At 44.7% G+C, this 434-nt stretch carries 1 pseudogene; it reads right to left on the bottom strand.

Going from position 1 to position 434, the window contains the following annotated elements:
* Positions 1 to 369 (bottom strand): annotated as a pseudogene (locus WEIDD23_RS12315) (hypothetical protein); the annotation flags it as partial.
* Positions 370 to 434: the final 65 nt, after the last annotated feature.

The raw sequence follows: 434 nt of genomic DNA, 5'->3' as shown, positions 1-434 counted from the left end.
CCAACCGTTAAAGTATGGCATGACCACATTCGCCTGACCAATCTTGTCATGGTTGTGGTGCGTAATCTCGTGATATTCTTCTGACAACATACTCTTAATTTGCGCATACAAATCAGAAGCATTCTTTTGGGCAACCTTTTCTAACGTCACAAAGTTATCCGTCGCAAACTTTTCAGCGCGGTCGACCCATTCAGCCGTTTGTTCTTCGGGATTGATATTCTCAACTTCCGCAAACACTGCCAAATGTGCGTCAATGTAGCCACGCTTCATCCCCGCCATCAACACCTGCTTCAGAATATTGTCGACCTTTGCCAAGTTCAGTGACTCGTTCAACTGCGCAACTGCCTGCTCAAATTGTTCTTCGATCATGTCGTCATCCTCATCTCATTTAATCCTTATTTACTATACCATAGCTAGCAAAAGCACCGCCATCT

This window comes from Weissella sp. DD23, from assembly GCF_001579105.1.
Taxonomy (GTDB): Bacteria; Bacillota; Bacilli; order Lactobacillales; family Lactobacillaceae; genus Weissella; species Weissella cibaria.
The sequence above is the reverse complement of the archived record's forward strand: the minus strand, read 5'-3'. Positions and strand labels throughout refer to the sequence as shown.